This window comes from Rhizobium sp. O111 (assembly GCF_055616315.1).
Genome location: NZ_JBSHXL010000002.1, coordinates 88,041 through 109,010 on the forward strand (window position 1 = coordinate 88,041; position 20,970 = coordinate 109,010).

Here is a 20,970-nt window from a genome sequence, read left to right on the forward strand (position 1 = left end):
GTCAGCCGGCTATTATCAGCCGACCAGTTCGCCGACGCGGCTCGAAATCCGCCGCGAAACGGTCTTGAACGGATCACGCAGCGGAACGATAGGCGAAACGCTGAGCAACAGCAGAGCTTTCAGATGCTGCCGTCCGCTTTCTTCGCCGACCACAGGCGCATAAGGCGCCATGCGGGGCCGGCGCTCGGCGGGATAGAGCTTTTCGAGTTCGACAAAATTATCGAAGCTCTCGTAGTCGCTGCCGCGAAGCTGGAATGTCTCTACCGGCGTGCCATCGGCGATCACTACGTCATGGCTGTCGAGCAGCACGTTATAGTATTCGACCGTTTCCCTGCCATCCGGCAGGGCCAAGACAATCGAGCTGCCGTTGATCAGATCCTTGACGCGGACGAGAGCGCCATCGACATAAAGCGCGTGGCCGGCAGAGATGTAGAGATCCTGGCTCGGCATGCCGTCATCAAGCGCGCCCTTCGAGATGCGCACCGGCATGACGGTCGGGTGCCAGGACGCGACGCTCTTGCGAAACGTCTGGCGGCCGATCCAGCGGATTGGCTTGGCGTCGCCCGAGATCGTTTCGACGAGGTCACCAAGGCGCAGATCCTCGATCGCGACTTCGCCTGATGGTGTTGCAATCAAGGTGCCGCGCAGCAGGCACTTCGCCCCGCCGTCACCACCACCCGAGTGTCCGCCACCGGAATGGCCGCCGCCACCGCCGCCACCGGAATAACCTCCACCGCCATGTCCGCCGCCGCGACCGCCACCCCAATTACGTCCCATTGCTTTCGCGGGTGAAGACGCAATTGCCATGGTCGCAACAGCGATTCCGGCAACTCTTGCGCTGGTAGCCGCCGCAACACCGAGAAAATGTCGGCGTGCACGGTTAGAGGGTGTTTCTTCCGGGTCCATCGATGACATAATGCTCTCCGTCTTTTGGGTTACACCTATCTATTCCTGATTGCTGTTAACCATCGTACACCAACTTCATCCGCGATAAACTCAGCCGAATAGGTTCACAGCTACTCAAATAGCGGTAGGTAACATAGCGTGCGGAAAGTCGCGCGAATGTCCCGATATGGACAACCTATAAGAGATATTTTGCTGGCCGCCGTTGCTGCTGCCAGGCGCTCTTCTGTCTCGATTGATTGTGTTTCGGGATTCCCGCCACATCGGGAACGCCTTGAGCGCAAGGCATGGCGCCGCTCCGCTGCGTCGCCGTTCCCATGTCCAGAGTGTCGGTCAGCCGGCCTTGGCGATCGCGGGTGTGGAAGGCGCCAGGCTGCCCGCGATGGCGTCCGCGACCTCGCCGAGTTCGGCGTCTGTCATCTGCACGAATAGCGGCAGAACGACCGTCCGGTTCTGGGCGTTGACGCTGTTGTGCAGATCGCCCGAGACCCGGTGCGAAGTCTCTGCCGCGTAGGCCGGCTCGAGATGGCTGTTCATGATTCCACGTCGCGTCGAAATGCCCTGATCGAGCAGCCCCTGCATGAACTCCTGCTGGTCAAGATGATCAGGCAGTGTCATGCAATAGCTCTGCCAGTTGCTCCGTGCCCAATCCGGCTCGAAGGGAGCGCGCATGCCGTCCAGCTTTTCGAGCGCCTGCGTGTAGCCGGCGGCCAACGCACGCCGCTTGGCGACGATGTCAGGCAGCCGTTTCAGCTGCTCTCGGCCGACCGCGGCCTGCATGTCCGTCATCCGGTAGTTGAAACCGACTTCCGGGTAGCTTTCGTATATCACCTGCTTCGAACCATGGCGCACGCTGTCGGTGACGCTCATGCTGTGCTGGCGCCAGAGGCGGAACTTGCGGTCATACTCCGGGTTCGCGGTGGTCAGCATGCCGCCGTCGCCCGTGGTCACCACCTTGCGCGGGTGGAAGGAGAAGCAGGCGATATCGCCATGCGGTTTGCCGATCTTCTCCCAACGGCCCTTCCATAGGATCTCGCTGCCCGTTGCGCAGGCAGCATCCTCGATAACGGGGATGGCGTGCTGCTCGGCGATCGCGACGATGCGGCTCAAATCGCATGGCATGCCGAGTTGGTGCACGCAGATGATCGCCTTCGTGCGCGGCGTGATCGCCGCCTCGATCAGCTCGGGATCGATGTTGAATCCATCGGCCTGGATATCGACGAAAACAGGCGTCGCGTTGCAATAGCGGATCGCGTTGGCGGTGGCGATGAAGGAATGGCTGACGGTGATGACCTCGTCGCCGGCTTCGACGCCGACCGCGAGCAGTGCCAGATGCAGCGCCGTCGTGCAGTTCGAGACAGCGCAGGCATGCGAGGCGCCGACGAAATCGGCGAATTCGCGTTCGAAGGCGGCGACCTCAGAACCCTGCGTGACCCAGCCCGACAGGATGACGCGGCGGACCGCCTCGACTTCCTGCTCGTCGAGAACAGGTTTTGCGACAGGAATTTGGCTCATGCCGCTTCTCCGGTGCTCAGCATCTTTTCATGCCGCCACCAGGCGACGAGATCGCGCAGGCCTTCTTCCATGCTAATTTCGGACTTGAAGCCGAGCATGCTCTCGGCCTTGACCGTCGAGGCAAGGCGACGGGGAACAGCATTGACCTTGCGCGCCGGCCCGTATTGCACGTCCATCGATGCGCCCATGACCTTCATCAGCAGTTCCGCGAGATCGCGCAGGCTGGTTTCTTCGCCGCTCGCCACGTTGAACACTTCGTCGGTGACGTCAGACTTGGCCGCAAGCAGGTTTACGCGGGCGATATCGTGGACATGCACGAAATCCATGGTGGACAGGCCGTCGCCGTGGATGATGGGCGGAAGACCGTTGGCGATGCGCTCCATCCAGCGGATCAGCACCTCGGTATAGACACCGTGCACGTCCATGCGCGGTCCATAAACGTTGAAGTAGCGAAGCGCGACGTAGCGCAGGCCGTACATCTCGGCGAAGCTTCTGAGCAGCCCTTCATTGAAGGCCTTTGCGGCGCCGTAGATCGTGCGGTTGTTATAGGGATGGTGATCCTCGGTGGTCGGGAAGCTCTCGGCAAGGCCGAGCACCGAGGCGGACGATGCCGCGACAACCTTGGAAACCTTTGCTTCCACGGCGGCCTCGAGCACATCGAAGGTGCCGCCGGCCAGAACATCGAAGGCCAGACGTGGCTCTTCGGCGCATTGGGTGATACGGATGGCCGCCTGGTGGAATACGGTGTCGATACCGGCGAATGTTTCCTTGAGCAGCTTGCGGTCGCGGATATCGCCCTCGATGATCGTGACGGGTGCTGCCTTGATCGCCTCGGCCAGATTTTCCCGGCGACCACGCCCGAAGTTGTCGATGATGACGATCTCGCGGGGCTCTTCCAGCGCAACGAGGTCCGCGATATGCGAGCCGATGAGGCCCGCGCCGCCGGTGATCAGAATTCGCTGGTTCTTCATGACTACTCCACGCTTTTTACAGTTGAGGGATCGGAGTCTTCGCGCCACCGGATGAATTTCGCCGGTACGCCGGCAACGACCGAGAACGGTTCCACATCCGCCACGACAACAGCGCCGGCGCCAACGATCGCGCCCTTGCCGACGGTAACGCCGGGCAGGATGGTGGCGTTGGTGCCGATATCGGCCCAGGCGCCGATGCGTACCGGCTTGATTTCGAGGTCGGTGCGGATGATCGGCACGTCGACCGGAAGGGCGGTATGGCTGGAGCCAAGAACCTTGGCCCCCGGCCCCCAGCCGACGCATTCCTCAAGGATGAGATTGCGGGCGTCGAAATAGGCCTGCGGGCCGATCCACGTATTGTCGCCGATCTTGCAGGTGCCGTCGAAACGACCCTGGATATAGGCCTGGGCGCCGATGAAGACGCCGTTGCCGATCTCGAAGGTTTCGGGGTGCTTGAACCCGGCGCCGCTGCCGACCTGCAGGCCCGAGCCGCATGAGCGAGTGAAGCTGTTCCAGATCACCTTGCGCATGAAGGCGTCGACGAAGCCGTCGCCATTGGCGAAACGCGCGTAGAGCTCCACCAGCCCCGCCAGCCCATAGGTCTGGCGCAGCTCTTTGGCGAGCTCGCTCTGATAGAGCGGATCCGTAGCGTTTTCCTTCAGGCCATGTACCGATTGGACAAGCCGGACGAGGGAGGCTGGGTCAGCTGACATAGGCGTCCTGCTCCACCGCGGCAACGACCTCTTCTACCTGGCGCATCGTCAGCTCCGGATAGATCGGCAGCGAGAGCACTTCGCGCGCCGCTGCTTCCGAAACCGGGAAATCGCCCACCTGATAGCCGAGATCGGCATGCGCTTCCTGCAGGTGAACCGGCACGGGATAGTGCAAACCTGTATGGATACCTTCGTCGCGCAACGCCTGCTGCAGGTGATCGCGATCAGGGGTGCGCACCGCGTAGACGTGATAGACATGGCGGCGGTCGCTTGCGGCAACCGGCGCTTGGACGCTTCTCGATCCGGCGAGCAGCGCCGAATATCGCGCGGCGCGCGTGCGGCGGGCTTCGGTCCAGTCTTCGAGATGCCTAAGCTTGATCCTGAGGATCGCGCCCTGGATCTCATCCATCCGGTAGTTGTAGCCCTTCATCACGTGGTGATAGCGCTTCTCCTGGCCCCAATCGCGCAGCATGCGCATCGCCTTGGCCTGCTCGTCGTCATTGGTGACGATGATGCCGCCTTCGCCGCAGGCGCCGAGGTTCTTGCCTGGATAGAAGCTGAAGCTGCCTGAAAGCCCGATGCTGCCGGCGCGCTTGCCCTTGTATTCGGCGCCGTGCGCCTGGCATGCGTCCTCGATGATGGGCAGGCCGTATTTGTCGGCGATCGCCTGAATGGCGTCCATATCGGCCATCTGCCCATACAGATGAACCGGAACGATCGCCTTCGTCTTCCGGGTGATTGCAGCTTCCAGCTTCGCAGGGTCCATGGTGAGCGTTACAGGCTCCACATCGACGAAAACCGGCCGGGCGCCCGTGTAGCAGATGGCCGCCGTCGTCGCGACGAAGGTCAGCGATACGGTGACGACCTCGTCCTCAGGCCCGACGCCGGCTGCGAGCAGCGACAGGTGCAGCGCGCTTGTGCCAGTGTTGACGGCGATGGCGTGTTTCGTGCCGCAATAGCGGGCGAATTCCTCTTCGAAGCGCGCGACTTCCTCGCCGAGAACATAGTGGCCGGAGGCAAGTACGCGGAGAACCGCGGCATCGACATCGTCCTTGATCGACGCGTATTGAGCCTTCAGGTCGAGCAACGGGATCATGCTATCAGCCTTGCCTGTTCGAGTTCGATGACACGGCCGCGCTGGGCAAGCGATTGCGTGGCGGCTTCGAGGATGCGCACTACGCGCAGGCCGGCGTGGCCATCGGCAAGCGGCTGCGTGTTGTTGGCGACGCAGTCGACGAACTGCTTCAGTTCGCGGCCGAGCGCTTCCGTCATGTCGAGCTGCGGCGCGTACATGTCGCCGGTGCGGTAACCGACGCGCATCTCGTAGACCTTGTCGCCGTTCTGTTCGGCATTGCCGTTCAGCGTAATGCCCTTGTCGTAAACCTTGATCTTTTCGCTGGGCTCGAGATCGTCATAGACGATCATCTTGTTGCTGCCGCCGATCAACGTGCGCCGCACCTTCACCGGCGCCAGCCAGTTCACGTGGATATGCGCGATCAGCTTGCTTTCGAAAAACAGCGTCAGATAGGCGATATTCTCGGGCTCGCCGGCCACATGTCCCATGCCGGTAGCCGAAACCGCGACCGGCTTTTCCGGCAGCACATAGTCCATGATCGAGAGGTCGTGAACCGCCAGATCCCAGACAACGCTCACGTCGTGCTGGAAGAGGCCGAGATTGACGCGCACGGAGTCGTAATAATAGACGTCGCCGAGACCGGTCTCGATAATCTCCCGCATCTTGCGGACGGCGCCGGTGTGGATGAAGGTGTGATCGACCGCGAGGATCAGACCTCGGCGGTTGGCTTCTTCCACCATGCGCCGCGCCTCTTCCGAGGTCGAAGCCATCGGCTTCTCGACGAACACGTGCTTGCCGGCCATCATAGCCTGCATGGCAAGCTTGTAATGGGCGAACACGGGTGTGGCGATCGCGATCGCGTCGACGCGTGGATCGCGCAGGACCTCGTCGAAATCATCAGTGATCTGGACGGTCGGATAGCGCATCTGCACGGCGCCCAACCGGTCCTTTTTAAGATCGCAGACCCACAGCAGCTGCGCGCCCGGCGTTTCCGCGAAGTTTCGGACCAGATTGGGTCCCCAATAGCCATAACCGACGACGGCAATACCGATCATCGTGCCCTCCCAGATGACAGAATTTCGACTGGAGCGTCCTTGGCGCGGCCAATGACCCGCGCGGGAACGCCTGCTGCAATTGCGTATGCCGGAACATCCTTGGTCACGACCGCGCCGGCGCCGATCTGCGCGCCTTCGCCGATCGTGACGCCGGCGACGATGGTCGCGTTGCTGCCGATCGAGGCATAGCGCTTGACGAGCGTCGGGACGACCGCCCAATCGGCGTCCGACTGAAGCGAGCCATCGAGATTGACGGCACGCGGCTGGAGATCGTTGGTGAACATCACGCCATGGCCGATGAAGACGCCGTCTTCGATCGTCACACCCTCGCAGACGAAGGAATGGCTGGAGATCTTGCAGTTTTCGCCGATCAACGCGCCCTTCTGGATTTCGACGAAGGTGCCGACCCGAGAGCCCGAGCCGATCGAACAGCCATAGAGATTTACAAGATCCGGGTGATGAATGACGACGTCGTCACCCAGCTTTACACTCGAAGCAATCATACTTGAGACCCCACGCCCGACATCGCTGATCGATAATTGTCGTCGATCACCTTTGTGTACTCGTGAGGTCTAAGGAATAGATTTTTCGCCAGTCAGTAAAGAATAACAAATGTTGTATTGGTGTCGCCTAAAGGCGTATATGTTCTCAATATTATCTTCGTCGTAAAGTAATTACTTTACAGAATTGAATATCGGCATCCGTTGAAATTATATGTCGGTACGGTGTCTCGCCAGCGTTTGAGCAAGCCCGGAATTGGCATTGTCTTACGTGCATTGATGTCTTGGTTCGGGAGTATGTCCATGAGTATGCGGAACCAGAACGCGATCGATTTTTCGACACGCCTCTCCGTTGCCTTGAAGTCCGTCGTCACCGCCTACCGGGAAAAGAGAGATCGGTTGCGGGTCAATGCCGGTGCGGAGCATACCACCAAGCCGACGGTCTTCTTTCTAACGCCAGACCATCAAGCGCCAGCAGGAGGAATCCAGGTCATCTACCGCCACGTCGATATACTCAATAGCGCGGGTATTAATGCATGCGTCCTGCATCAGCGGCGCGGATTTCGGTGTACCTGGTTCGAGAACGAGACGCCGGTCTGTTATATCGACGACACGCGCGTGCTACGCGGAGACGTCCTGGTTCTGCCCGAGATAAACGTCAGTGTGGCCAGTAGTCTGCCATCGGGTGTCCGTTATGTGGTCTTCAACCAGAACACTCATCTGACTTGGAAGAACGACAATGAGGCGGTGCGAAGTGCCTACCGGGCCTCCGTGGATTTTGTCGGGGCGCTGACTGTGTCAAAGCACAATAGCGACATGCTGCAATACGCTTTTCCCGAAATCGAGGTGTCCCGCATTCATTTGGGGATCGATCCCGAGACCTTTTATCCCGCGAGCTCATCACGGTCTAAGCGCATCGCCTATATGCCGCGGCGCGGGCTGGATGATGCCAAGCAGGTCCTGCGATTGCTTGAGAGGCGTAGCGCGCTCGACGGCTGGGAGATAGTCGCGCTGAGCGGCCTGTCACATCAGCAAGTGGCCGAGGAACTGAGCCGCACCCGTATTTTCCTCGCGTTCACTCGTCAGGAGGGATTTGGTCTGCCCGCAGCCGAAGCGATGGCATGCGGATGCTATGTGATCGGCAACGACGGCTTTGCCGGCAGCGAATTTTTTAAGGACGAGTTTGCCTCATCCGTCGCAGCCGGTGATGTTCTGGGGTTTGCGGAGACCGTTGAGCGTATTGTTGAACACGAAGCGGCCGAACCGGGCTGGTGCGAGCTACGCGGCAGCCGTGCGTCACGTTTCATACATGCGGAATATGGCCTGAAGCGCGAGCGTGACGAGGTCGTCTCGGCCTACACGTCGTTCCTCGGTATTCAAAAGGAACGTGCTCTCGCCTGAAGGGCCGGTTTAATATTGTGCAACGCCGCTTCTAACCGAGCAGAAGCGCGCTTTACCACTCGCCTGTTCGATGCCATTTCCAGCGCGAGTAACGTCCTGAGATGCCCCGAGCGACACGCTCGATGATGCATCGAAGGTCTCTACGTGTGCCCTTTGCGCCCAGCACCATCCGCCGCTCGAGACTGCGCCAATCGGGCAAGGCTTTGACGTCGGCAACCATTGCCGTTGCTATCTCACGTAACTTTGCTATTTCCGAGGCGTCGAGGTAGCCGCAGTCGTAGCGGTTGATCGCAAGCTTCACGGCACCCGACGCAACGGCAAGTCGAGCCTTTCCACGGAACGCGTCAGCCTGCGGGATCTGGCCTGCAATTCCCGAAAATAATGTCTCGAATGCGTCCCTTCGCTCCATGACATCGCGAAGAGGATCCACCTCCATCGCTGAGAGGCTTTTCGGGTGCTCGCGGTGCCAAGCCTGATCCGCGCCTTTGATGTAGGCGACATCACAGAATGCCGCCATCCGCAACCACATCTCCATATCGTGCGTGTGCGCCAGAGGCATCTGCCCGCCAACGATATCGACCACCGCGCGGCGCATCAGGACTTCCGGAGAGGTAATAACGTTCGTGCCGGTCCTGCAGCGGGTTTCGAGCCAATCGCGCCCGGGCCACACGGTCCAAGATGTCGGCTGGTCGCGATGAGCTTTGCGCAGGGGATCTGTAAAATGGATCGGATGGCCATAGACCAAGCCGACGCTTGGGAACCGTTGCATGACTGCTACCGAACGCAGAAGCGATCCCGGCGTCAGAAGGTCATCTGCATCGAGACGAACGAGATACTCGCCTTCCGCCACGGCGAGGCCGTCATTAAAGGTCTTTACGGCCCCGTAATTGATCTCGTGTGCGATAACGGTAATACGAGGATTTGCGGCCGCAAGCTTTCTTGCAACTTCCAAGCTGTTGTCGCTCGACCGGTCGTCGACCACAATGACATCGACTACGACGCCTGCTTGTGACAGGGCGCTGTTGACTGCTTCGGGCAAGTACCGTGCGTAATTGTAGCAAGGGATAACGACACTAACCGTTGCCAGCCGCGTCGCCGGTCGCACCTGTGCGCGCAATTTGCGCTGGATCGACGCCTTTGCTTGCGCCTCGGACGCTGGCACGATTGGGCCCTGCAAACTCGCCTCGCCGGACTTCCTAATGCCAAATTGCATGCGACAACCTCAATAGTAATATTTCCGCAATATAGAGCGTGATACTGAGAAGATACAGATTATCTTTTTGTTTAGCTTGGATATTGCCGCCGTACGTCCAATGGGCATGGGGGGTATATTGTGTTGGATAATGCAAAGTTTACAATGTAAATCCGATATATCAAAAACCAGAGCGAATTTATCATGGTTTCAGTCCAGGTACTCATCCCTTGCTACAACTACGCAAAGTATCTCGAGCGATCGGTTCACAGCGCGCTCAGTCAACCGGGTGTCGACGTCAATGTTCTGGTGATCGACGATTGTTCGCCCGACGATACGCCCGATGTTTGCCGTCGGTTGACGGCGCAAGATTCGCGCGTGAGAACCATACGCCACGAAACCAACATGGGTCACATCGCGACCTACAACGAAGGTATTGCGCAGATCAGGGGCGACTACTTTGTCTTGCTTTCGGCCGATGATCTCCTAGCGCCGGGAGCCCTGTCGCGTGCAACGGCACTGATGGAAGCAAATCCCAGCGTCGGCATGACATACGGCCATGTCGTGAGCTTCGATGGGAACGAGCCTCCCCAGGCGCGCCTGGTGTCGCCGGGAACGTCGGTATGGTCGGGGACGGAGTGGATCCGGAAGGTATGCAGGGCGGGAAAGAATTTTGTCGTTTGCCCCGAAGCCGTGGTGCGCGCCAGTGTCCAGACGCGCATTGGCGGCTATGATCCGAAGCTTCCACATTCCGGTGACATGGAGATGTGGTTGAGGATTGCCTCCATTTCCGACATCGGTCACGTCGCCGGGGCGGATCAGGCCTATTACCGGGTTCATCCCCAAAGCATGCAGCGGACCATCCACTCGGGGTTCCTGTTCGACCTCGTCGGCCGGCGTGAGGCATTTCGATCCGCATTCGCAAAGGAGGGCGCCTCGTTGCCTGGCCGCGATAAACTCCACCTGCTGGCAAAGCGCTCCCTTGCCCTGACCGCTATTCAGCACGCCCGCATGCTATGCGATTTTCCCAACGAAGATACGGTTACGGCGAGCGAGTATCGCGATTTTGCCGTTTCTATCTTTCCACCGATTGTCAATACCGGTCGCTATCGGTCACTTCTGGCCAGTGAGCGACAGGACAAGGGTGCGCTGTCCAATGTGATGTCTCAGTGCAAGGCGAAATTGCGCAGGTTCGCTCACGAGGAGATACTGAACCGGGTCGAGTATCGTTGGGCGAGGCGCACGGGCGTCTACATTCCTCGCTACTATCTTTAAGGTGATTTCAGCGCCATAGAAATTATGCCGCCGGACTGCGCGGCAAAGCCTATTCCGTGAATGGCGGAAGACCACGGGGACCCAAATACAATAGAGCAAAAGTCCGACATTCGCCATGCTAGCAGGCCGGCACGCACCCGCCTTCTGCCGCACGATCGCAAATGAGACCAGGGTCTGTCAGCCGAACGTGACAAGCCGTCTACAACAGACAGGTTGTGCACCACCAGCTTATGGGCGGTTTCCCCCTTGACCTGCAACTGAACAGCCGTGCCTCGGCCAGTCGGCGAATCGTGATCAGCATGCGCTTGTCGGCCTAAACGGCATTCCAGTGCCCCTCGTAGTCGTGGCTGCAAGCAATAGAAATCATGTTTACCAGCGCTTTCCGCCATCCCTTCACGCACCCTTAAACTGTTCGCGCTCGCAGGATCACAAGTATCCCACCAGTGCACGCGCATGCCTGAAGGCAAAATTCGTAAATTGGAACAAAATTACCCAAATGTATTAGAACGGTTTCACGCACTTAACCTATCGATGAGATACCATTTGCTTGAGAGAAGAATAATATAGAAGCGGATGGGTGCGTCATCGGCTTGTGGGGCTTAGGTTATCTCATAATGAACGCCATTGATTTGAATTTTTATCTGTCATTTCTCATTCTGAGATGGTCACATGTGCTGATTATCATCTGCCTGTACGCGGCGACATTAATCGTCGTCGCGCTGCTGATGCCGCACCAATATCAGTCGATGGCAACGATTCTCGTAGAAGCGCCCCAGAGCCCGTCGGAGGTGGCCAGGTCTGCGGTGCCGACCAGCGCGCTGCAGCAGCTGCAGATTGTCCAGCAGCAGATAACCACCCGCCAGAACCTCGTCGAGCTGGCAGACAAGCTTGATATCCATGGTGGAGAGCGAGCACAACTGGCCGCGGACAAACTCGTGCGGGAAATGCAGTCTCGTATCAACTTCCTGGAATCGCCGCTGAGCAGGGGCGGCATGGGTGGTGCGACGCTTATCAGCGTTTTCTTCGATGCGGAGACACCTGCCCTCGCGGCCCAAGGCGCCAATGAGGTCGGATCTCTGAGAGAAGTGGTTTGGCGTGACGAAGGCTCTTTCGCCGTTGCTGCGTAGCATCGAATTTTCCGTTGTTTTGGTCCGACATACAGTGCGGCTGAGACATTTTCCGCGACCGGTGCGACTTGCGACGTCGCCCGCCCGACTTGAGAGAAAATGAGGTACTAAATGAATGAGACAAAACGACGTAACGTTCTAAAGGCAGTAGCTTCGTTGCCGCTGGCAAACCTCGGCTTGTGGATGAGCGGCATGAACGCCGTTCATGCAGCAGCAGAGCGCTCTCTGCTTCCCGGACCGCGCTTCTTTGTGCGCGGAGTTTACCAGCAGCCGGTTGAAAAGATGGCGCACTGGAAAGCCCTCGGCGTGAACACCATCTTCACGATGAACGGTGGCGCGGACCAAGCAGAATGGACGAGAGAGGCGGTAAAATACGGGCTATACATGGTCCGAGAGCCAGCCGGCTTCGATGGCGACTACGTGCTCACAGACGCCGCGGCATTCAAAGAAGACATTGCTAACCCCTATTTTCTGGCGGTTGCCATGGTTGATGAGCCGTCCAATTTGAAAGAGGGCGGCCAAGGGATCACCTATGAGGATGTCTCGGTGACGCCCGCTAAAGTCGACACCATTGCGCGGGTCTTGTCCAGTGGCGGGAAACCCTTGTGGATCAATCATGTCGGAAACCACGTCAACAACATCTATCTAGAAAAGATCATGTCTGACTACGCCGATAGTCCATACATCGATTGGCTGGGACACGACTCTTATCCGATCGCCAGCGGAAACGATCTCGTCATCGATATCGATGACTATGCTTCAACACAGCAGGGCCACGCGATTGACCGGCTGTCGCGATGGAGCGGTGGCCGTCCGCAGTTTTCGTTCATCGGACTGACTAAATACGATGCGTCATCGCCGGGGCGGGAAACAACGCCGGCGGAATTCCGAGCGCAGGCGTGGTCCTCCATCATTCACGGCGCGGTCGGTATTATCTATTTTCCGTTCATGTTCTCCCCGGAGTTTTCGTACGATGCGACGCCGGAAGAACTGCAGAAGGAGCTGTTGGCGTTTCACTTGGAGATCGATCATATCGAAGACATTCTTGTCGACAAGGTGAAAGGCGGCAGGCGGCCCTACACGCTGCTCAAGTCTGTCCGGACGACGGAAAAACAGCCGGACGGCGCCCTGCCCTTCCCATTTGAAGCATCTGCGATACCGACTAACTCTGGTGAATACAGGATTATCCAGAACCTGTCGCCGGAACCGGCCGAGCTCACTTATGAAGTGTGGGGACTGGATCAGGTCAAGTTCCAGCCATACGAATGCAAACGAGGTTTTACGGTAGCGGATCTTACCAAGAGTTGACTTGTTGTTGCCTTTTCAGATTGATCTCACTGGTCGCTACCTGTCGGACCGGTGGTCCGGATCCGGATTGCGTCTGCGCCGATGCGTTGGATCGTCATGTCGGCGCTACGGTCGCCGCTGACGAGCTTGGACCAGCGAATGGCGAGCTAGAAGGCCTCAGAAGCTTCCGGTCGGGCCGACATAGCGACCGGCATATCTGCTGTCGGTCGCGGTCAACTGAGCCGACGGCGTGGGAGGCGACAAGCAGACCGCGGCATTTGCCGGTCACCGACATCTCATTGCCATTGGCGCCCTATTGAAAGCTGCAATCCAGGTTGATCGGAGACGCGGTCCCCACCACCTGGAAGCAGTGCCCGCAGATGCCATTCGGGACCAATTCGGCCAAATTGCCCAAAGCCGCTCATCGACGACAGCGCTGCTTCAAGGTCTTGGGCTGACGCATATGAACCGATGGCGGCTAGGCGCCGCCGGTTTCGCTCTCTCGCCGAGCGAGCCGTCTACCGGCGCAGATGACGGCGGGTGAAGAGTTCCTTGGCGAACAATTGCAACAGCGGACCAACGGCGAAAACATATCGTCGCCACAGCCGTCTGGGATCCGATGCGAGCCGGTGCGCCCACTCCAGCCCCAGCTGGCGCATCCAGATCGGCGCCCGCTCCTTGGCCCCGAGAAGAAACTCCAGCGATGCGCCGATGCACAGGCCCACACCGCATGCCTCCGGCCGCTGGGCAAGCGCATAGGCAATCTTTTCGGACTGGGGCGATCCGATTGCAATGAAGACAAAGCGTGCCGGCTCCGCGGCCACGAAATCCACGCAGGCTTGCAAGCCGGCGGGGTCTTTCAGGACATTTGGAGGAGGAACGAAGCTTCGGAAACGGACGCCGGGAAACATTGTTTCCATCTGCTCCGCGACCATCGAATTGGCCGCGATCAGGGTAATGCGATCGCCCGACCGGATTACCGTCTTGAAGATACGTGCCGTCAGATCCGATCCCGTGACGAGCGGCAAGTCGAGCGCCACGGCGTGCGACAGCGTCGAGATCGGCTTGCTGTCGCAGAGCGACATCCAGGCATCATCATAATACGGCGCAAGCAACCGATCGCCGTTGAGGCGGACGACATGATCGACATTCGGCGTCACGATATAGCGAAAGCGATCCAGAGATTCACTGTTCCTCACGAGATCGACCGCCGCATCCTGCGCAATCGTATCGAACGGTGCGCCGAGAAAATAATGGCGCGTCCGGCTTGTCGGCGGAGCAGTCCCCGGAGAATGAACTTCCAGTAGCGGCATCTGCCCCTCTCTTGTGCGCAGGCAAGCGTCGGCGCGGCGCGACGCAGCAAAAACGTCTATTCTCTTCAATCTCCAAGGTAATTTATCGGCGAATTCGAGCAATTGACCGAAGTTCAGCAATTGGATGTATTTATTTCCGCGCGATTTAATCCGTCTCATCAGAAGGGACTACAGTCTAGCGATGGGATAAATAATCATTGCTGTGGTAATAATTTTAAATTCCGCACAAACGGAGAGGCGATGCTTTTGATATACATGATAGCGCTTCTGTTGCTCACGGTGGCTGGCATTGCCTGTCTCGTGCTTGTGGCCATCTTCGCAATCGAATGCATTGCTGGCGTCTGGCCTTCTGGCCGGCGCCCCGAACGGGCGCTATCCATTCGACCTGCAATTGCCGTTCTGATACCGGCCCATAACGAAGCGCTTGGGATTGCCGCGACGCTGAGGAGCATCGGCGAGCAGATTCACGGTGGCGACCGGATCGTCGTTGTGGCCGACAATTGCGATGACGAGACGGCGGCGATTGCCCGCAGTTTTGGAGCAGAGGTGATCGAGCGGCGCGATGCCGTCAATCGCGGCAAGGGCCACGCGCTGGCTGCGGGCGTTGCGCATCTGCGGCAGGCGCCGCCGGCGATCGTCGTCTTCATCGACGCGGACTGCCAGATTGCAAACGGTACGCTGGATGCGCTCGCCGCCGATGTCATCGCGTTCGAACGCCCGGTGCAAGCGCGCAACCTGCAGGTGGCGCAACCGGGCGCGAGCATAGGCCTGGCGATCGGCGAGTTCGCCTTCCGTATCAAGAACCATGTCCGGCCACTCGGAATGAGCAGGCTTGGTCTACCATGCCTGATGACGGGGACCGGCATGGCGCTGCCATGGAACCTCGTGGAACAGGCGAACCTTGCAACAGGGCACCTCGTGGAAGACATGAAGTTCGCGCTCGAGTTGGCGCAGAAGGGCGCGCCACCGCGTTTCTGCGAGCGGGCCCTGGTGACAAGCCTTTTCCCAACCTCCACGGAAGCCGTGGAAACGCAGCGGCGTCGCTGGGAAGGGGGGCACCTGGCAATGATGCGCTTCGCAGTCGGCGCGCTTTCCCGTCCGAGCGCATGGCGCAGCGCGGCCTACTGCGCCCTCCTTCTTGACGTGCTCGTGCCGCCGCTGACACTGCTTGCTGCGGCCGTTGCTTTCATGACATTGGTCGCCGCATGCGCGGCCATCCTGAGCGTCGGCCTGCTGCCGCTGACAATTGCAGTGGCCGCCGCTTTGCTGTTTCTACTGGCAATCGGCCTCAGCTGGGCGGCATTCGCGACCGAGCTTTTGCCGCCGAGGCAGCTCGTCAGGCTGCCTGCCTATGCCATCGCGAAACTATACAAATATCCCAGGATGCTGCTTTCATCCGGCCGCCACGAATGGGTGAGGACCGATCGTTCGCGCCCGCAATGAAGACTGACACCGTCCAGGCAGGTCGCAGCGCTCGAACCACGGCACAGCCATTGCGGAAGAGGCGCTCTGCCGCCAGGCTCATTGTCCAAGGACGATACGTGTCGCCTCAGGGGTGCGGAATTCGTACCATCAGATCTCGCCCATCGAACCTTCGCTATAGACATGACATTGGACTTCTGGCGCCTTGGCAAGCCGGCTGCGGATGCGCCTTTTGCGCCGGCGCCATGGCGCCTGCCGGTCTTCGAAGTCCGATCAAGTATCTGCAAGTCGCTCACGATAGATCGGGGATGCTCGCCCATTGACATTATAATGCGCGGAATACTCGCCGGCGAACGAACTGGAGCGAATCCAACACTTTGCGTTTGGGGCCTGGACGCCGCTCTCGGTTGTCGTCGCGATCAGTCTGTTTCTCCAGCTTGCCGCTGATTTCCTGCACGTTGGACAACGCGCGCGCGAGACATGGAGCGGCCCGCCTGCATCCAGCGCGAGACCGCAGGAATGCACAGTCGGCGATCAGCCCGTCTAATCCATCAGCTCCTGAGCAGCATGAAATCCGCACCCTTGAGCAGCGGTCGCAAGGAATTCGAGAAGGCTGCGCGGTGTGATGGATTACGCCAGCAGCGTAGCGCCTCACCGGTGGCAACGGCGGCGCGGAACACCAATGTTGCTAGAGTGCCGTGGTGCAGGGCATAATAACGGATACGATTGGCGGTCTGAAGCGCAAAAAGCTTGGGATTTCGACCGCTGCCTCCACCGGCGTGCATGACCTTGGCGCGCGGCTCGTAAAGAACACCGAACCTGGCCTCCCGCACGCGCCGGAGAAAATCGACTTCCTCGCTATACAGGAAGAAAGACTCATCCCATTGACCGACTGCCTTGCGGGCCTTCGCCGATACGAGGAGTGCCGAACCCGTCGCCCAATCGACCAGACCGGACCTATCATAGGAACTGGCTTTGGTTATCGTCTCTCCCAGGCCGAGTCGCCCCGCGATGCCACCACCCAAAAGCGCGTCCGCCCAAGCCGTCATGATAGACGGTTCCCGCCTTAGGCTTGGATCGACATGCCCCTCTTCGCTATAGTTCGTGGGCACAACGACACCCACGGAGGGGTCGGAAAGTCGCTCGAGCAGCGGCATTGCCGCGCCGGGATAGAGACGCAAATCAGGATTGAGGACGAGAATGGCGCGATCGCCGTCCACGGTCGCGACGGCGGCGTTGATTGCCGCAGCATAACCCGCATTGCGCCCCATGCGGATCACTCTCGGGCCGGCGAGATGCGCTTCAGCCAACTCTGCCGATCCGTCATGAGAGGCGTTATCCGCGATCACGATCTCAAAATCGTCCACCCCTTCCAAGCCGGGGGGGATCGAATCGAGAAGCGGAAGCAGAGCGTCGGCACTGTTGTACGTCACGATCACCACAGCCAAACTTGTCTGGCCGTCTTGCCGATCTCGCTGTGTTTTGCCTGACATGCGTTTCTTCCTCACCCATCTATTGTCTTGTGTCGACGTCCGCTCGTATCCCCAACCATCCGGCGATCCCGTCGTGATATGCGGCGCCCGTTCTTTTATTTAGTCATCACGAGCCGCTGGAAGGTAGTTAAACAAAAGTACAATTTAGCCGTAAGGCTGACGCGCGGTTCACCCGATGCCGCCGCCTCAAGGCTCCCGGATCGCTGTGTCCAAGCCCTTCAGCAGCGGATACAGGAAATACGAGATTACCGTCCGCTGTCCGACCATGATCTCGGCCGAGACCGCCATGCCCGGAAGAAGCCGCACAGGGTCCTTGTCTGTTCCAAGGCTCTTGTCGGCGAGCAGAACGCGGGCCTTGAAGAAGGGCTGGTTGGATTGTGTGGCGGCGGCGTCTTGTTGGGTGGGGGTGAAGGTGTCGCGGCTGATCGTTCGGACGGTGCCTGATGCCGTGCCGTACTTCTGGAACGGATAGGCGTCGAACTTGATGCGTGCCTTTGTGTCCGTTTCGATCCTGCCGATGTCGCGCGAATTGACGGAGACCTCGGCTTCGAGCGGGACATTCAGGGGAACCAGCGTCACGATCGGCTCGGCCTCCTTGACGACGGAGCCAACGGAGCGCTGGGCGAGATCGAGCACCACGGCATCCGCCGGCGCGGTCAAGACGACCATGTTGCGGCGCAGTTCCATCTTCTTCAGCTCTTCGCCAGCGGTGTCGCGCTGGCTTCTGAGATCGACGAGCTGCTCCATCGACGCGCGACGGAAGTCCTCGATGAAGGCTTGGCGGTCGGCTTCGAGCTTCGCATAGGCGTGCTCGGCTTCATCGGCGCGACCCTTGACCATTGACAGGCTTGCCTCGACATCAAGCCGGGCGTCGCGGGAGGCGAGCAGCGTGATCAGCGATCCGCTTTCGCGGTCATAGAGACGTTCGCGGGTGGCTTCGATCCGCGAAAGGTTTTCGCGGCGATCGACCAGAACGGCCTGTTGCGCCTTGCTGGCGGCAATCGTCGAGGCCTGGCCGGCGAGCTGTTGCTGGAAGTTCTGGAGCTGCGCCGTGTAGAACGCGCGGCGCTGCCCGAAGAGCTGTGCCTGCAAGATCTCGTTTTGCGTGGCGCCGGCGATCGACGAGTAATCGACGCCGGAGAGTTCCGCTTCGATGCGCTTCACCTGAGCGTCGAGCGCGGCGAACTTCGCGGTCAGTTGATCCACGTCCGCCTGGCTGAAGGTCGCGTCCAGCGTTGCCAGCGTCTGGCCGGTATGCACGAGATCGCCGGCCTTCACGTTGATCGTTCTAACGATCGAGGTTTCGAGCGGCTGGACGACGATCGTCGGCTGCGTGGTCACGAGCTTGCCGGGTGCAATCACCACCTCATCGATCGAAGAGACCGAGGCCCATATGATCGCCGAGACGATCAGCGCGGTGACGCAGTAGAGCGTCATGCGGGCGACACGTGGCGGAGCTCGCTCCTCGAGCTCGACGGCATCCGATTGGAACTCGGAGATGACGGGCGAGAACCCGCCGCGCGAGGCCAGCTGATTGTCGTGTGGTCCGACGGGAACGGGAAGGTTTGGCTTTCCAGCGTGCGCGTTCATGCTACCTGCCTCATCTGCTGCGACCAAAGGTGACGATAGGTCATGCAGCGCGTGACCAGCTGATCGTGGCGGCCGATATCAGCGATCTTGCCGCGTTCGACCACGAGAATGGCGTCAGCGTCGACAAGCGTGGAGAGACGGTGCGACACGATGATCACCGTCCGTCCGGCCGCGATCTGGCTCAAGTTTTGTCGGATGATCGCCTCGCTATCAGGGTCGAGCGCGCTGGTCGCCTCGTCGAAGATCAGCAACTTGGGATCGGTGATCAGCGCGCGGGCGATCGCCAGCCGCTGTTTCTGTCCACCGGAAAGGTTGGAGGCGTTCTCCTCAAGTATCGTCTCGAAGCCGCGCGGCAGGCGCTCGATGAACTCCTCGGCGCCGGCGATGCGCGCGACTTCGACGATCTCCTCGATGCTGGCATCGGGCTTTGCGGCCGCGATGTTCTCGCGAACGGTGCCCTTGAACAGGAAGTTGTCCTGCAGCACGACGCCGATGCTGGTTCTGAGATGCACGAGGTCGATCTCGCGGCTGTCATAGCCGTCGACGCGCACCAGGCCTTGCTGGCTCTGGTACAGACCCTGGATCAGCCGGGTGATCGTCGTCTTGCCGGAACCGCTCTTGCCGACGACGCCGAAAACGGACCCCTCCGGAATGCTGAAGGTGACGTCGTCGAGCGCCGGCGCGCCATCAGGCGCATAGCGGAAGGTCACCTTGTCGAAATCGATGCGTCCGCGAAGCTGCGGACGAATGCCGCGGCCGCGGCCGAACTGTTCCGGACGCTGGTTCATGATCTCGCCGAGCATGCGAACGGAGAGCGCGACTTCCTGGTACTCATGCACCATGGTGACGATCTGCACCAGCGGTCCGGAGACGCGGCCGGCCAGCATGTTGAAGGCGACGAGCGCACCGACCGTCATCGAGCCGTTGAAGACGTCGAGCGCGCCGAGCCCGATGATTGCCACGCCCATCAGCTTTTCCAGAAGACCGGTAAGCGACTGGGCAACGGTCGAGATCTTGTCGACGCGGAAGCGCACCGAGATCGCCTGCGCGGAATGGTCGTCCCAAACCTTGCGCTGGCGCGGCTCGAGCGCGAGCGACTTGACGGTGCGCATGCCGTGCACGGTCTCGACTAGAAGTGCCTGTCGATCTCCTTCAGCCTTGTAGAGCGCCTGCAGGCGCCGCTGGAACGGGCCGACCAGCAGCATCACCACGAGACCGACGAGAGCGGCGAAGCCGAGGACAACGAAGGTGAGCTTGACGCTATAGAGAAGCAGGATCGGGATAAAGACCAGCAGCGACAGCCCGTCGAGAAGCGTCAGAAACAGGCGACCGGTCAGGAATTCGCGAATGCGCCCTGTCTGCTGCATGTGCTTGACGATGACGCCGGCGGAGGCCTGCTCGAAGAGCGCGATCGGAAGATTGAGCAGGTGGCCGAAGGTGCGGGTGGCGATGCGGATATCGATCCGGTTCGTCGCGTAAAGCAGCAGATAGCGCCTGAGGAAGCTGAAGGTCGCGTCGAAGATCAGGGCGACGGCGATGCCGATCGTCAGCACCGTCAGCGTGGCATAGCTTTGGTGCACCAGCACCTTGTCGATGACCAGCTGGAAGAACATCGGCGTCGTCAGCCCGAGGCCGTAGAGTACGAAGGCGGCGAGCGCGACATCGCGGAAGAAGCTGCGCTGCTTGATGACCTCTGGAATGAACCAGCGGAAGCCGAACGGCTGGTCGTCGTCGCTCATGCGGTGGCTGCGCTTCATCAGCAAGACCGAGCCACGCCAGGACTTGGTGAACTGCTCTTCGTTGAGCAGTATGAATTCGGGTCGGGTCGCCAAGGGGTCCAGCACGCGAACCTGCTTTTCCTCGCCATCGACCGCGCCGGCCACCACCACCCAGTTGCCGTTCTCAAGCTCGGCAAGAATGGGATAGGCGTTGCCCAGCTGGAAGAGCGATGGCCAGGTCAGCGTCAAATGCTTGGCCTTCAGCCCGGAGTCTTTTGCCATGCGCAGAAGCTGGCGCACGGCGACAGGTTCCTCGCCCACGGCATAGTCATGCTGCAGGCGCTCAGGCGAGAGATCGACGCCGTGGTGACGCGCGACGAGAGCGAGACAGTGGAGATTGGTGTGCAAAAACATACGCGT

17 protein-coding genes are annotated in these 20,970 nt (G+C 59.8%); 5 read left to right on the forward strand and 12 right to left on the reverse strand.

The window, feature by feature from the left end; all coding sequences use genetic code 11:
- Positions 1–15 precede the first annotated feature (15 nt).
- From ACVTFQ_RS20070 to ACVTFQ_RS20100, 7 genes are all read right to left on the reverse strand, one after another.
- Complete coding sequence (locus tag ACVTFQ_RS20070; RefSeq protein ID WP_413391232.1) at positions 16–915, reverse strand: Hint domain-containing protein; 900 nt, start codon at positions 913–915, stop codon at positions 16–18.
- A gap of 321 nt (positions 916–1,236) precedes the next feature.
- On the reverse strand, positions 1,237–2,418 hold the full coding sequence (locus ACVTFQ_RS20075) for a DegT/DnrJ/EryC1/StrS family aminotransferase (RefSeq protein WP_112436621.1): 1,182 nt from the start codon (positions 2,416–2,418) through the stop codon (positions 1,237–1,239).
- On the reverse strand, positions 2,415–3,389 hold the full coding sequence (locus ACVTFQ_RS20080) for an NAD-dependent epimerase/dehydratase family protein (protein WP_112436620.1): 975 nt from the start codon (positions 3,387–3,389) through the stop codon (positions 2,415–2,417). Before ACVTFQ_RS20080 ends, ACVTFQ_RS20075 begins: the two co-directional genes overlap by 4 nt.
- Before the next feature lie 2 nt (positions 3,390–3,391).
- Positions 3,392–4,102 carry an acyltransferase gene (locus tag ACVTFQ_RS20085; RefSeq protein ID WP_112949623.1) on the reverse strand — a complete coding sequence of 237 codons (711 nt, stop codon included), beginning with the start codon at positions 4,100–4,102 and terminating at the stop codon, positions 3,392–3,394.
- Positions 4,092–5,198, reverse strand: coding sequence for a DegT/DnrJ/EryC1/StrS family aminotransferase (locus ACVTFQ_RS20090; RefSeq protein WP_112436618.1), 1,107 nt, complete (start codon positions 5,196–5,198; stop codon positions 4,092–4,094). The genes ACVTFQ_RS20085 and ACVTFQ_RS20090 overlap by 11 nt, the downstream gene beginning before the upstream one ends.
- Positions 5,195–6,232, reverse strand: coding sequence for a Gfo/Idh/MocA family protein (locus tag ACVTFQ_RS20095; protein WP_047504687.1), 1,038 nt, complete (start codon positions 6,230–6,232; stop codon positions 5,195–5,197). Before ACVTFQ_RS20095 ends, ACVTFQ_RS20090 begins: the two co-directional genes overlap by 4 nt.
- Positions 6,229–6,735: an acyltransferase gene (locus ACVTFQ_RS20100; RefSeq protein ID WP_112436617.1), complete on the reverse strand. Its 507-nt coding sequence runs from the start codon at positions 6,733–6,735 to the stop codon at positions 6,229–6,231. Before ACVTFQ_RS20100 ends, ACVTFQ_RS20095 begins: the two co-directional genes overlap by 4 nt.
- A gap of 300 nt (positions 6,736–7,035) precedes the next feature.
- On the opposite strand from ACVTFQ_RS20100, the gene ACVTFQ_RS20105 reads away from it, so the two are divergent.
- Positions 7,036–8,133 carry a glycosyltransferase gene (locus ACVTFQ_RS20105; protein WP_112436616.1) on the forward strand — a complete coding sequence of 366 codons (1,098 nt, stop codon included), beginning with the start codon at positions 7,036–7,038 and terminating at the stop codon, positions 8,131–8,133.
- Between the two features lie 52 nt (positions 8,134–8,185).
- Here ACVTFQ_RS20105 and ACVTFQ_RS20110 read toward each other — a convergent pair whose 3' ends face one another.
- On the reverse strand, positions 8,186–9,346 hold the full coding sequence (locus ACVTFQ_RS20110) for a glycosyltransferase family 2 protein (RefSeq protein ID WP_112436615.1): 1,161 nt from the start codon (positions 9,344–9,346) through the stop codon (positions 8,186–8,188).
- A gap of 183 nt (positions 9,347–9,529) precedes the next feature.
- On the opposite strand from ACVTFQ_RS20110, the gene ACVTFQ_RS20115 reads away from it, so the two are divergent.
- The 3 genes from ACVTFQ_RS20115 to ACVTFQ_RS20125 all read left to right on the forward strand — a co-directional run bounded on the left by ACVTFQ_RS20115 (position 9,530) and on the right by ACVTFQ_RS20125 (position 13,035).
- Positions 9,530–10,600 carry a glycosyltransferase family 2 protein gene (locus tag ACVTFQ_RS20115; protein WP_112436614.1) on the forward strand — a complete coding sequence of 357 codons (1,071 nt, stop codon included), beginning with the start codon at positions 9,530–9,532 and terminating at the stop codon, positions 10,598–10,600.
- A gap of 614 nt (positions 10,601–11,214) precedes the next feature.
- Complete coding sequence (locus ACVTFQ_RS20120; protein WP_112436613.1) at positions 11,215–11,727, forward strand: Wzz/FepE/Etk N-terminal domain-containing protein; 513 nt, start codon at positions 11,215–11,217, stop codon at positions 11,725–11,727.
- Between the two features lie 111 nt (positions 11,728–11,838).
- Positions 11,839–13,035: a hypothetical protein gene (locus ACVTFQ_RS20125; RefSeq protein WP_112436612.1), complete on the forward strand. Its 1,197-nt coding sequence runs from the start codon at positions 11,839–11,841 to the stop codon at positions 13,033–13,035.
- A gap of 497 nt (positions 13,036–13,532) precedes the next feature.
- Here the strand turns inward: ACVTFQ_RS20125 and ACVTFQ_RS20130 are convergent, their stop codons facing one another.
- The gene (locus ACVTFQ_RS20130; protein ID WP_413391226.1) at positions 13,533–14,429 is read right to left on the reverse strand and encodes a WecB/TagA/CpsF family glycosyltransferase; all 897 of its coding nucleotides are present in this window, start codon (positions 14,427–14,429) and stop codon (positions 13,533–13,535) included.
- A gap of 138 nt (positions 14,430–14,567) precedes the next feature.
- On the opposite strand from ACVTFQ_RS20130, the gene ACVTFQ_RS20135 reads away from it, so the two are divergent.
- A complete protein-coding gene (locus tag ACVTFQ_RS20135; protein WP_112436610.1) occupies positions 14,568–15,770 on the forward strand; it encodes a glycosyltransferase family 2 protein in 1,203 nt (400 codons plus the stop codon).
- Between the two features lie 530 nt (positions 15,771–16,300).
- Here the strand turns inward: ACVTFQ_RS20135 and ACVTFQ_RS20140 are convergent.
- The 3 genes from ACVTFQ_RS20140 to ACVTFQ_RS20150 form a co-directional block, all read right to left on the reverse strand.
- Positions 16,301–17,242 carry a glycosyltransferase gene (locus ACVTFQ_RS20140; RefSeq protein ID WP_112436609.1) on the reverse strand — a complete coding sequence of 314 codons (942 nt, stop codon included), beginning with the start codon at positions 17,240–17,242 and terminating at the stop codon, positions 16,301–16,303.
- A gap of 186 nt (positions 17,243–17,428) precedes the next feature.
- Entirely contained in the window at positions 17,429–18,832 is a 1,404-nt protein-coding gene (locus tag ACVTFQ_RS20145) for an HlyD family type I secretion periplasmic adaptor subunit (RefSeq protein WP_047504668.1), read from the reverse strand.
- The gene (locus tag ACVTFQ_RS20150) at positions 18,829–20,964 is read right to left on the reverse strand and encodes a peptidase domain-containing ABC transporter (protein WP_112436608.1); all 2,136 of its coding nucleotides are present in this window, start codon (positions 20,962–20,964) and stop codon (positions 18,829–18,831) included. Before ACVTFQ_RS20150 ends, ACVTFQ_RS20145 begins: the two co-directional genes overlap by 4 nt.
- Positions 20,965–20,970: the final 6 nt, after the last annotated feature.

Excerpts from the sequence above, each read along its gene's own strand:
- ACVTFQ_RS20150 (WP_112436608.1), bottom strand. The coding sequence starts at position 20,964 with ATGTTTTTGCACACCAATCTCCACTGTCTCGCTCTCGTCGCGCGTCAC.
- ACVTFQ_RS20115 (WP_112436614.1), top strand. The coding sequence starts at position 9,530 with ATGGTTTCAGTCCAGGTACTCATCCCTTGCTACAACTACGCAAAGTAT.
- ACVTFQ_RS20125 (WP_112436612.1), top strand. The coding sequence starts at position 11,839 with ATGAATGAGACAAAACGACGTAACGTTCTAAAGGCAGTAGCTTCGTTG.
- ACVTFQ_RS20090 (WP_112436618.1), bottom strand. The coding sequence starts at position 5,198 with ATGATCCCGTTGCTCGACCTGAAGGCTCAATACGCGTCGATCAAGGAC.
- ACVTFQ_RS20100 (WP_112436617.1), bottom strand. The coding sequence starts at position 6,735 with ATGATTGCTTCGAGTGTAAAGCTGGGTGACGACGTCGTCATTCATCAC.
- ACVTFQ_RS20105 (WP_112436616.1), top strand. The coding sequence starts at position 7,036 with ATGAGTATGCGGAACCAGAACGCGATCGATTTTTCGACACGCCTCTCC.
- ACVTFQ_RS20075 (WP_112436621.1), bottom strand. The coding sequence starts at position 2,418 with ATGAGCCAAATTCCTGTCGCAAAACCTGTTCTCGACGAGCAGGAAGTC.
- ACVTFQ_RS20120 (WP_112436613.1), top strand. The coding sequence starts at position 11,215 with ATGAACGCCATTGATTTGAATTTTTATCTGTCATTTCTCATTCTGAGA.
- ACVTFQ_RS20095 (WP_047504687.1), bottom strand. The coding sequence starts at position 6,232 with ATGATCGGTATTGCCGTCGTCGGTTATGGCTATTGGGGACCCAATCTG.
- ACVTFQ_RS20140 (WP_112436609.1), bottom strand. The coding sequence starts at position 17,242 with ATGTCAGGCAAAACACAGCGAGATCGGCAAGACGGCCAGACAAGTTTG.
- ACVTFQ_RS20110 (WP_112436615.1), bottom strand. The coding sequence starts at position 9,346 with ATGCAATTTGGCATTAGGAAGTCCGGCGAGGCGAGTTTGCAGGGCCCA.
- ACVTFQ_RS20135 (WP_112436610.1), top strand. The coding sequence starts at position 14,568 with ATGCTTTTGATATACATGATAGCGCTTCTGTTGCTCACGGTGGCTGGC.
- ACVTFQ_RS20080 (WP_112436620.1), bottom strand. The coding sequence starts at position 3,389 with ATGAAGAACCAGCGAATTCTGATCACCGGCGGCGCGGGCCTCATCGGC.
- ACVTFQ_RS20145 (WP_047504668.1), bottom strand. The coding sequence starts at position 18,832 with ATGAACGCGCACGCTGGAAAGCCAAACCTTCCCGTTCCCGTCGGACCA.
- ACVTFQ_RS20085 (WP_112949623.1), bottom strand. The coding sequence starts at position 4,102 with ATGTCAGCTGACCCAGCCTCCCTCGTCCGGCTTGTCCAATCGGTACAT.
- ACVTFQ_RS20070 (WP_413391232.1), bottom strand. The coding sequence starts at position 915 with ATGTCATCGATGGACCCGGAAGAAACACCCTCTAACCGTGCACGCCGA.